Annotated in this window: 6 protein-coding genes; 2 read left to right on the top strand and 4 right to left on the bottom strand. The window is 41.9% G+C overall.

The features are described 5' to 3' along the window. Positions 1 to 21: 21 nt before the first annotated feature. The 4 genes from Q3A68_RS14910 to Q3A68_RS14895 all read right to left on the bottom strand — a co-directional run bounded on the left by Q3A68_RS14910 (position 22) and on the right by Q3A68_RS14895 (position 9,252). Positions 22 to 2,307 (bottom strand): hypothetical protein, encoded by a 2,286-nt coding sequence (locus tag Q3A68_RS14910; RefSeq protein ID WP_302901902.1) that lies wholly within the window; start codon positions 2,305 to 2,307, stop codon positions 22 to 24. Between the two features lie 241 nt (positions 2,308 to 2,548). Beyond that, positions 2,549 to 4,393 (bottom strand): RagB/SusD family nutrient uptake outer membrane protein, encoded by a 1,845-nt coding sequence (locus tag Q3A68_RS14905; RefSeq protein WP_302901901.1) that lies wholly within the window; start codon positions 4,391 to 4,393, stop codon positions 2,549 to 2,551. Positions 4,394 to 4,412: 19 nt separating this feature from the next. Continuing rightward, positions 4,413 to 7,838, bottom strand: coding sequence for a SusC/RagA family TonB-linked outer membrane protein (locus Q3A68_RS14900; RefSeq protein WP_302901900.1), 3,426 nt, complete (start codon positions 7,836 to 7,838; stop codon positions 4,413 to 4,415). Positions 7,839 to 8,124: 286 nt separating this feature from the next. Further along, entirely contained in the window at positions 8,125 to 9,252 is a 1,128-nt protein-coding gene (locus Q3A68_RS14895) for a FecR family protein (protein WP_302901899.1), read from the bottom strand. Positions 9,253 to 9,803: 551 nt separating this feature from the next. On the opposite strand from Q3A68_RS14895, the gene Q3A68_RS14890 reads away from it, so the two are divergent. Continuing rightward, positions 9,804 to 10,409 carry an RNA polymerase sigma-70 factor gene (locus Q3A68_RS14890; protein ID WP_302901898.1) on the top strand — a complete coding sequence of 202 codons (606 nt, stop codon included), beginning with the start codon at positions 9,804 to 9,806 and terminating at the stop codon, positions 10,407 to 10,409. A 260-nt stretch (positions 10,410 to 10,669) separates the two neighbouring features. Continuing rightward, positions 10,670 to 11,773, top strand: a complete 1,104-nt coding sequence (locus Q3A68_RS23195; RefSeq protein ID WP_368045683.1) for an acyltransferase family protein — start codon at positions 10,670 to 10,672, stop codon at positions 11,771 to 11,773. The last annotated feature ends 247 nt before the right edge of the window (positions 11,774 to 12,020 follow it).

The raw sequence follows: 12,020 nt of genomic DNA, 5'->3' as shown, positions 1-12,020 counted from the left end.
AGTATCAATTAATGTTTAGCATCATTTGCTCAACCCTTTTATGGTCTTCCCGTCACTGCTAATATGGAATAAGGCACTCTTACCCGCTTTTATGTCCACTTTCGGCCATTTCAAAAATGATGTATAACCAAGCGGTTTGTTCGTTTGAGCCAATGTTTCGGCCAGGATTGACACCTCAGCATCGTACTTTGTGGGGTTTGTTATTGACAGTACAACACCGTCTTTAACATGTTTCACAATTTTTGCTTCAACGTGATCAAACACATAAATCTCATTCTTATTTGTTTGCAGGTAAATACCTGGTAATTCAATCGCCATTAGCATGCCGTTGGTTTCTGTCCACGAATTGCGGGTATTTATAAAATTGCCAATACTGCCTTTGCCCTCGGCATCACTGGGCTGAATTCGTTCCATGCTTGACCCGATAAGGTTGTTGGTGGTAAAATGGCCAGGCATATTTACCGCCTCGGCATGCGCGTGTTGAATATCCCTGATTAAATTTGCATATAATTTATTACCCGTTGCCCGGTACAACTTAAACAGGTAATCGCCCGAGGCATCACAAATACCCGGTGCCGCATGTTTATTTTGAATGCTCGCCCAGACCGCGCCGGCCATGTGGCTCTGCAATTTTGCAATTTGGCTGGTGGCGGGAAAAACAGGGTCATAAGACAAAACCCAGGTTGAACAAAGCGCCGCTTCCTCCTGAGCCTTTTGCAACCAGGCTCTGTCGCCGGTAACATTGTATAAGGCCATTAGCGATTCTAAGAAACCAAATGCTGATTCCGAATTGGCATCCATGCTGATATCGCCGCAGTCGCCGCCCGTCAGCCCCTGCTTTACGACGTCACGTTCGTAATAATAATCGGCGGCTTCCCTGGCTGTACGGAGCCACTCGGGACGATTAAAATAGCTTGCAGCAATAGCGAGTCCGCCAGGCGCTACGGCTCCCGCCGTAGAATTGAACACCGCGATCTGCCCTGTTTCAGGCGCGATGTACTGCCCAAATTCGCCGTATTTTTTCCAGGTAATCGCAAAAGCATCAGCCAATTTCTCCGCTGCTAATTCCCATTCCGGCTTAATTATATTGCCATAACCCTGAGCCTTCAACAACATGAGATGTTTCATCAGCCAGAGCAAGGCGTCACTGTTTTTACGTACCATCGCCTGGCCTTGCGGAAAATCAGCATGCATTTTCTCAAAACGGAGGTTGCCATTTGCTTCTATTCCGCCATAAAAAAAGCCGCTTTTGCCCTGAAGTTTATTCACTACAAAGTCAATCTCTTCGGCCACCCGTTCACGCTCCTTTGCGTTATTAAGCGCCAGCATCGGGTAGGTATTCATCATCCCGCTCACCCAGCCCAATTGAAAATCGTCGTTGTTCTCGGGCTTATAATAACTGCCGGCGGGGGCATGTATAAAGTTGTTGCTGCATATAGCCGTTTCAACGGCAAGTTCTTTGCTCATAGGCATTATATTACGGGGCCGATTAGGCCCAGTAACCTCTTTGCGCACCTGCATAAATCTCGTCAGTAAATCCGGAATGCTGTTTGCATCAAATACATATAACCTCATGTTTATGGCTACCCGGTCGCCAGGCTTCCAGTCATAGCCTTTGTCACCACTTTCATGAAAGTCACCAAAACCGGCTGCCAATTTCCGCACCGCGGGCGCCGAAATACGGAAGCTGCAACTGTCCTGCTTTGCGTTTTCTGCAATTGTAAGGCCGCTATTGCCAAATTTTGTCTGCTGGGTAGTCAACAGGATAAAGCCTTTCTTTGCACCTGGTGAGAAAAAGCACATTGCCGGCGTTGCCGCATTTCCGGTTTGCAACTCCACCAGTGATGCTTTGTTAAGCTCGGCCGACAACCTGGGGTTGTTAGAAATTGTCAGCGGCACTTTGGGGTTATAATACATGTCCTTCGTGTAAGGCGGATTGTATTCATTGCCAATAGCAGGATACCGGTTTCCGTTGTACATACTGGCAGGCACCAGAACATAATTTTTTCGGCTCCAGCTACTGAAGTCAAAAGATACCGCCAACGCGGTGGAAGAAGCGTGTCCTTCCTTTAATATAACATCTGCTGTCATGTCCAGCGTTTCATGATTTGCGCTCTGCCTGGCAGTTAAATTAAGCAACCACTGAGCGCTGTCTGTTTTCAGCATATTCTTCCTAAACTCAAATTCATTCAGTTCTTTAGTACCATCATATTGAATCGCATTTACGCGCATATGGCCATACACCGCTTTTAAAAAGTCTGAAATTATAAGCTTTTCAGGTGCTTGCGCATAGGTAAATCTCGTCAAGGATTGCCATATAATAAATACGATAAGACAGTTTTTTTTATTAAGATTCATTTTATTATTCAAGCCTTACTTCTACTAAAAATCATAAAAGAGCGCCCCGTACAGCACAGGGCGCTTCATCAACTAAACCTCAGGTGATCTCACTACCAGAAGTGCTCTTTTTGCATAAACTGCAAATTGTACTATTAATAACAATACTCTCTTATTCACTGATATATCAACATAAAAACGAATCGAGGACTTATTGAATCACCGGATTAAAGGTTCCATTATCCCAGCCTATATTTTGCTGTAAATTTTTGTTTTGTAAAATATATTGCGGATCAATTGGGCCGAAGTAATAAGTATCCGGTATATTGATCTTATTGGTTGAGCTTGGATCTATTGGCTCATATACATAGTGAGTAATGTTCTTAAGAAAGGCATTACGGTCAAACGAAGCCGGTGAATTTACAATGCGGTTAGAAAGCTGTGAAGCTATTCCGCTGTTGCTTTGTGTAACATCAATACCATATTGAGAGGATGCTGCGGCACTATTAAAGTAAGGTCCGTAAGCATGCAGGGTAACCATATTGTTCAATACACTAAACATGCGCCTGCGCCTCAGGTCCCAGAACCGCTTTCCTTCAAAAGCAAACTCTATTGCTCTTTCGGTCATAACAGCGTTCAAAGTAGCCTGATAATCCGTACCAACTGACGCTGCCAGTCCATAATTTCCTGCACCTGGCGTGATATGAGCCCTTTGACGTACCTGGATAATATAGTTTCTTGCGTCCGAAGAATGACCTGCTTCATTGGCAGCCTCGGCAAGGTTAAGTAAAACTTCAGCATACCTGATGATCGGCCAATCAAAAGCCTGGTGACTCCAAACGGTTGAACCCAGCGTGGTGTCTATGCCTTTACGACAATAAAAGCCGGTAATATTATAATTAGGTGTGGCTTTATAGGCGTCATCGCCTGCTATTGTATTTAATATCCATTGAACACGGGGTGTTATATCTGCAAAATCATACCGGGCCCCATTATATACAATGGCCTGATAAAACCGCGGGTCCCTATTCTTCCAGAATTGGGTAGAATCATACCCGGAAGCCGGATCTGAGATCGAAAGACCATTGTTCATCGGATAAGCCTTAACCATTTCCCAGGTTGGGTCGCAGACTCCAGCCAAACCGGAAGTTTCAGTTAATGGCCTTTGGCCTTGCTGAAAGCCATTTGTTTTTTCTGGATAATGGTACCGCACACTCAAAATCATTTCTTTAGCTGCCCCGGCTTTATCGTACCACATATTTTCGTTTGGCTTTGCGGTATTGTCGGTGTATAAACCATACCCGTCGGCATCTAACTCGTTTTTGGCTGCCAGCAGGGCATTGTAAGCATCAGTCCAATAGGTTGCATTGGGTGTTTTGCAAAACAACGGACTTGCTTTTAATAAAAGGGCTTCTCCCTTTACTGCCATGGCCGCCCCTTTGGTAACCCGTCCAATATCGTTTGAACCCCAGGTAACAGGCAGCAAATTAATTGCACTATCCAACTGCTTGCCAATAAAATCAAAACACTCAAGCGATGAGTTTCTTTTTACCAGCAGGGTATTCATATCGGCTGTTGGGTCCTGAACGGTGGTAATAATCGGCACCCCGCCCAATACTTTTACCATCCTGTAGTAGATATAGGCACGAAAAAAGTAGGCTTGTCCTTTCAGACTTTGGTAATCAGCAGGGGACAATGCAGATTTGCTTTTATCGATATTTGCAAAAAAATTATTAATTGCTCTTACCTTTCCCCAGTCCCAAACCCTGTCAGGATAACCACTTTGACTTGTATAGGTGCCTTTAAGAAAAGAATTAAGGCTATTTGCGCCACCGCCCCCGGAAAAAGCCTCTCCGGCGAGCTCTTCATTCCTGTTCCAGGCAGGTAAAATATTATAGAAATCGGTTACATATCCTTTTGCAAAATCCGGATTGCCCCATTCTTGCTGAGGTGTGATCGGGCCACCCGGGTGATCAACCTCAAATACCTTTTTACAGGACGTTGATAAAACAATTACCCCAAGTAAAACCAATAGTATATTGAATTTAAGTTTCATGATCTAATAGTTTAATTTTTTAAAATGTTACATTTAAGCCGTAGGTAAAGCCTCTTAATACCGGGTACATTCTGAAGTCGCCACCCAATTCAGGATCCCAATCTGTTACATGGTTCCATTCAAACAGGTTTTCGCCGCTTAGATAAACTTTTACAGCTTTGATCTTTGATTTTGCCAACACGCTGGCCGGCAAACTATAATCAACAATTAAGGACTTCAACTTCAGGAAAGCGCCATTCTTTAGCCAGAAGGTGGAAGCCACTTCGCTATTGCTTGTGCCTTGCCAATCAGTCATAATAGGGCTCGGCATCGTAGCGGAAGCTGCCGTTTGCGGCGTCCATGCATTTTTCCAAATGGTTAAATTATCGTTGCCAGGCAGAGGTCGCCTGTAATATACATCAGTAGGCATGATGTCATATTTGCCCAAGCCGGAGAATATGGCACTAAGGTTAACCCCCTTCAAGCCAAATGTTAAGTTGAAACCATAGTTGACACGTGGTATTCCATTTTTTGAAATGATTTGCATGTCGTTCCCATCGATTTTTCCGTCAGGAGAATCCGTACCTAACGGTCCGCGGATATCTTTGTACATCAACATTCCGGGTTGCGGCTTATTACCGAATATGGTGAAATTAGCTCCGTGGGTGCTTAAAATATTATCGACATCCTGCTGCGTCCTGATAATCCCATCGGATACATAACCCCATATAAGGCCGTTAATTGGTTGTCCTATTAAGTTCTGGTAACCACGTACCGACGCGGCCTGGTCAACCTTCAGATATTTATTATCAGAATATGCCCAGTTAGCCGACACACGATAGAAAAAATCACTTATGTGTCTTTCGTGACTAAGAGATAACTCAATACCATGTGCTGAGGCGATTCCATAATTAACTGCCGGCAAGCTTGCTCCAACGGTGCTTGGAACTGAGGCTGTGCGCGCGCCGAGGATATCGGTGGTTTTTTTGTACCATAAATCAACAGTACCTGTAAGTAATTTTTTCGGCATGCCAAAATCTAAACCCAGGTTGTAATTGTGATTCCTTTCCCATGTAATGTTCGGATTGATAGTAGAACCCAATGTGGTTGATGGGGGAAGTGCAGACCCGAGATAAATTCCGGAGTTTGAATTAAAGTTATAAGTCTGTTGCCACTGCCATGGAGCAGTATTATCTGTGCCGGTTATTCCATAAGAAACCCGCAGTTTAAGGACCTCAAGATACTTGGTATAATCTGCAAAGAAATCTTCTTTAGCGATATTCCAACCTGCTGAAACAGCCGGGAAATATCCCCATCGTTTATTTTCAGGGAAGATATAAGACCCATCGGCCCTCATGGTAAAGCCAACCAGGTATTTTGATGCATAGTTGTAATCGATCCTGCCAAAATAGGAGGCAAAACCCGTTGGCTGATTTTCGTCGCCTCTGATGTACCAGTCAGTACTGTTGGTTGACCCTCCATTAATTTGCTGATAATTAGGGTTACTATAGTTATCGTCCCAAATAGTTGAAAAATGGCCCCGAAATGCAGATTGCTCGTACCCGGCAAATGCGTTAATGTTATGCTGACCAAAAGAACGGTCATAATTAAGCATTAAATCCAATTGGTAGTTGGAGGACTGTAAATATGATTCTTTCAATTCGGTAGGGGCCCCTACTCCTGAAATCTGAGCCTGGTCCAGTACCTGGTATCCACCTGATCGTGCTAGATCCAATTGATCGGTAACAATATGATTGTGGGCACCAGCTGTCTGAAAATAATAAATATAAGGAGCATTTCGCCACGCCTTGGTGTAGTTATTGGTCGTATTGTAGGCGAAAGTACCCTTTGCCGATAGTCCGGTTATCCCGGGAATATCATATTTCAATTGAAAAGTTGGCGTAATATTATTGTTCGTCGGTTTGGTGTAACCGCCGTTTCCTTTTGCCAGGTTAGCAGTATTGGTATTGTCAAAATTGCCCACAGGAAGGCCATTAATAAAAGATGGGCGGCCCGGGGTTACCATCAGGAGCCTGTTGTACATGTTAGACAAATTAAAATCTCCACCATCGTAGGCCCAGAATGGACGGCTGCCATTATCCCATTCGCTCAGGATATTCAAACTATAACTCCATCGGTCTGTAATGCGCCCGTCCAGCTTTGCGGTTAAATTGTATTTACCAAAGGAATTTGATGTTGCCCCATCCTGGTGAAAATATCCTGCTGATATATAATATCTGGCTGCTTCTGAACCACCACTTACTGATAAGTTATGCGAAGTATTCCACGGATTATGCCAAGTGTCCTTTAACCAGTCGTAAGAATGCGTTTTGAAATAATCTAACTCGTCTGGTGTATAGTAGCTGGGGTCAGTAGCCGGCAGGTCTTTTTGTGCAAATGCCTCATTGGCAAAAGTATACGCATCGAAAGCATTCATCCGGCGTGGTGTAATTTCACGGTTGTTCATTGTATAAGAAGCGTTGTAGGATATGGATGTCTTGTTAGCAACTCCATGTTTTGTTGTGACCAAAACAACGCCGTTACCGCCCCTGATCCCATAAATTGCGGTTGATGCGGCATCTTTCAGGATACTGATATTATCAATATCAGCTGGGTTTATTGTGGCAAATGTTGCTGCATCCCTTACAAAACCATCGATCACGAACAATGGATCTGTTCCACCCTGCCAGGTAGAGGATTCCCTGATTTTAATATTGGCACTCGCACCAGGGTAGCTGCCTTGCGTAACAACGGTAACACCCGGAGACAATCCTTGCAACAAATTGGCCGGTGAAGATGTAGGGCGGTCCTCAAGTGCAGATGATTTAATTACACCTACTGCACCGGTTAGATTTTCTTTTTTCTGATTGCCATAGCCAACCACCACTAATTCGCCAAGCCCGCTTACGTCAGTTTCCAGTTTTACCAGCATCGCGCTTCCCGGCGTAACCTGCAGTTCCTTTTTAGCGTAGCCAACGAAGGAAAAAACGAGTATCGTCTTATCATCCGGAACATCTATGCTGAATTTTCCGTTAGCATCGGAAATGGTGAAGACCGGGCTGCCCTTTACCCTGATCGTCACTCCGGCTAACGGGACATTTTTGTTATCAAAAACCTGCCCGCTTATCGCCACAGGAATTAAATCCGATTTGGTCACTATATTATTAGCAACCTTGTCAATTTGTTGAAGAACAATGTTGTTATTAATGACTTTGTACGTTAATGACTGATCTTTCAGGCATTCTTTTAAGGCTTCATCTACTGAGGCGCCTTTAAGATGAATAGTTACGCTTTTATTCAGTACATCTTTTGAGTCATAAAAAAATACATATCCTGTTTGTTTATTTATCTGGTGAAGGACTTTTTTTAATGATGAATTTGTTTCATCCAGATTAACTTTTTGACTATACCCTTTTGCGCTACATTCCAGAAGGGCAACTAACATGATCAAGGTAGTCAATTTCATAACTAATAACATTTTGCGTAGCCATGGAAAGTGCATGACCATTGAAAAAGCATTTAATTTCATACTTTTGTTGTGTTGGGTTAACAGATAGTTAGAGACACTAAACTTATTCCCGTTTTTCGGGAGGGTTAACTCAATATATTTCCGCATTCCGATTACCGTCGGGGTGCGTTTTTTTTGAGCTAACCATAATGGGATGGGGCCTGCATTTTGAGGCCGGATTAGTAGTTATTTTTCCATGTGGTTCCGTTCTTTTTTTAAGTGAATAATTGATTAAATACCGGCTTTAATTCATTACAACTATTGTCTTCCCTTCTATTTTGTAATGTATTTTTTTAAAGCTCAGAATATCTAGTATTTGGGATAAATTGACATTTCTGGAGATTTCGCCTGAGAACCTCCTTGAAGGTAATTGCCCCTCATATTTTATCTCCACACCATACCAACGGGCAAGCTGCCGCATTACTTCCTGAATATTGTTATCGTCAAAAAAGAAGAACCCATTTTTCCAGGCCACAACGGCATCCAAATCAACATTTGTCACATTGATGGCGCCATGCTCAAATCTTGCCTGTTCACCCGGTTTAATGATATTGCTCATTCCTTCGGCTGATACTTTTACACTTCCTTCGAGCAAGGTGGTTTTGATGCCCTGCTCGTCATTGTAAGCATTGATATCAAAATGGGTACCCAATACCTCTACTGTCTGACCATTTGAAATTACTTTGAATGGCTTTTTTGCGTTGTGCGCAACTTCGAAATAAGCCTCACCGGTAAGCTCTACCCTACGCTCGCTGCCATCAAACACTACCGGATATTTTATTGATGATGCCGCATTTAACCATACTTTGGTGCCATCAGATAAAATAAATTGATACTGTCCGCCCTGCGGAGTGGCGGCAGTGTTATAAATAATGTCTTTGGAGCCGTGGAAGGTGACAACAACATCCTGGTAACTGATTTGACCGTCAGCCGCCTTCTTTATAATTATATTACCCTGACGGGCTAGTTTTCCAATTTTTGCGCTATTTAATGCGATAGTGCTGCCGTCTCCCAAAGTTAATATGGCTTTGTTCCCGCCCGGGGCCACATCTTGTTTCTTTGGCTTATTAATTGCTATACGTTGCGGGGGTTTATTATTTGTAACCAGAAAATATATACCTGCTACCAGAAAAATAAGTATTGAAGCTGCTATGGCAAAGTGTGATACCCGGATCTTTTTCGAACTGCCCCCTATTTCATTTAACAGTCTACCGAGGCTCTCCTTTTGATCATCTTCCAACTGAAAATGAGACAGGTAAGGATCATCGTGTCTATATTTTAAATACCAGGATTCGACCAAGGCATTCTCTTCAGGAGTAGTCAGGCCCTTGTTATACCGTTCTATTAAATCTTCTATATCTTGTGGTTGCATGATATGTAAAGGATATATTATCCTTATTATCTGCTATACAACTGACAATGGGGGGAGGGAGTAGATGAAATTTAAAAAAACAAAAAAACTCACTAATGTGTGATTGCTATGCGGCGCTTTAATTACACAGCATTTTGAGCATCAGCAAATTATGCGCAAACGTTTGTTTGCTGTCGTAAAGCCCGTTAATATATTCTTTGCGTTCGGTCATAAATAAATATTATTATTGAAAGCCAGCAATAAAATTACCTGCACAGAAAATTCATAACCAATCTATTAAAAGTAATTCCTGCAAGCGGCAGGTTAAAGGTCTTTTGCGCGCTCGCCGACTGCCTTTAATGCCTTACTTAATCCGGTTTTTCGATATTCAACGCAAACGTTTGTGTTGAACTCCAATGTTCAAAATTATTAGGTTCTTATTTATTTGTATATACAATTATAAATATAAGAGGTAACGCGTGCCCAATTTCAGGCGAGTCGTTTATCTCAGATTCGACCAGGTTAAAAAATAAGAGATTTCACAGACAAACTTAGAATCAATATAAACCCTGATGACCCTGTACAGCCAATATAGCGACGATGACTTAATAAGGCTATTAAGGCAAGATGATATTTCCGCATTTACGGCGATTCATTCCCGTTATTACGGCGTCTTATATCTGCATGCCTATAAAAGATTGTCAGACAGAGATACGGTCAAGGATATTCTACAGGAGCTTTTCATTTATCTTTGGGACCAAAGAAGATCAATTGAGATTAAAGGCACCTTACAGGCTTATTTATGTACTGCAATCAGAAATAAAGTTTTAAATGTCTTTAAGCACGAGAAAGTCAAGTCCAACTACATCACCTCGTTCATTAATTTTGAGGAGACCTGCCACTCTACAACAGATGAAAATTTAAGAAACAAAGAGCTTATTGCGCTGGTCAACGCTGAGGTGAGCACTCTTCCTCCAAAAATGAGACTGGTGTTCGAATTGAGCAGGGATTCGAATTTGTCTCATAACGAAATTGCCGAGAAATTAGAAATAAGTCCGTTAACGGTTAGAAAGCAAGTTAATAACTCTTTAAAAATATTAAGAGCCAGACTAGCCCCGCATTTTCTTCTGTTACTTTTTTTAACGATAGGCATTTGTTTAGGAATCGCCGGCTCATGACCAAAGCAGGCGCCCAATTTTTACAACCTTTCTTCGGTTGATATGGAAAGGCCAAAAGTTTCACCGACTGAATCGATATTCCGGAAGCCTTGATCAGCCTATTCCGTGAATATTACGGCATGCTTGACCAAGCTATTCCGTGCCCTTTAGAACACCGAGTCGCTTTGATACGAAGGAAAATCGCTTTTGATACCTAAGAAGTTGCTATGGTCAAAGTGTCCCGGAAATGCCTGTTTGCGGTTTTCGGAATGAGGTGATCAATGGTTTCGGAATATCCAATTTGGAAAGTGACGCTCAATGCAACTGCTCAATTTTCGTCTTATATTCTTCTTTCATATTTATTTGTTCTTATATTCAATTCAATGTTAAATGAACCTTATAAACTATTAAGCATTCAGTATCTCCGCGGACTAGCCGCTTTAGGCGTGGTATTTTGTCACTTTGGATTTGCATTGACCAATTATCCAGTCATATCTTCAGTTTTTAACTTGGGCCAGATCGGTGTCCCTGTTTTCTTTTTTATTAGCGGTTTTATTATCGCCTATTCACTTGAAAAGAATGGATATAAAACAAGTCATTTTTTTACTTTCCTTATAAAAAGGTCAATTCGTATCGATCCTCCTTATTGGGTTGTAATTGCCCTTTATATCCTGCTCGGATTTACTTTGAACCATCTGTCGGCCTACAGGGGTGTAGTATTCCGGTACGATTTTGCCCAATTTATTGCACATATATTTTATGCAGTACCGTTTACCCGGTATTCGTTTTACAATCATATATTTTGGACACTATGCGTAGAATTTCAATTCTACCTACTAATTGGTCTTTTGTATTTTCTGTTTAAAAGTAAAGCCTACAAGGTAATATTTCTCTTGGCCTTCGGCGTGATAAATTTATTCCACTTCGGTGGCGACGCCCTGATATTGAATTACACTTCCATATTTGCTTTAGGGATTTCGTTTATGGTATTTTACAACAATCGAACGCTACATAATATTGTGTTGCCCATTATTTTTATTACGCTTATTTTATATCGGCACGGATTTGCGACTGCAGCCGTATTACTGATCTCTTCTGTTGCCGTCATTTTTGTTAATTTTCGATTAAATGCGTTATATTTTTTGGGTAACATCTCCTATTCACTGTACTTGACTCACTTCTTGGTATTTGAGATTTGCAACGGTATATTTAAGCGAATGGGAATTATACACCTTCAGTTTTTGTGCTTTAGTATGGAGCTGGTCGTGGCAATTTTATTCGCATGGCTATTTTACATATTCTTTGAAAGGCCCGCTATCAGACTTTCCAAGAGTTTCATTTACCTAAGAAGGCCCAAATTAGATGTTAAAAGCACCGCAGCGTGAACTTATTGTTGAGATTCGTAAGATCAGAAGATTAGCCTTGACCAACCATTCTGGGGCCTTCATGCCCGGCTTCTAAAATTGTTTTTAAAGATCAAGCATTTTTGACGCTTGAATCTTGTTAAGCCACATGATCAAATCTTATTGCCACTTAAAAGTTCGCTGATCTCCATCTGTTATTATGTGAACAAAACAGTGGAAATCTCAAAAAAAATAGACTTTTTAAATTGTCAAATTATGGTACTTTTGG

It is taken from the genome of Mucilaginibacter tolerans, assembly GCF_030519375.1.
Taxonomy (GTDB): Bacteria; Bacteroidota; Bacteroidia; order Sphingobacteriales; family Sphingobacteriaceae; genus Mucilaginibacter.
Note: the sequence above shows the minus strand (reverse complement) of the source record. Positions and strands in the feature narration are given on the sequence as shown.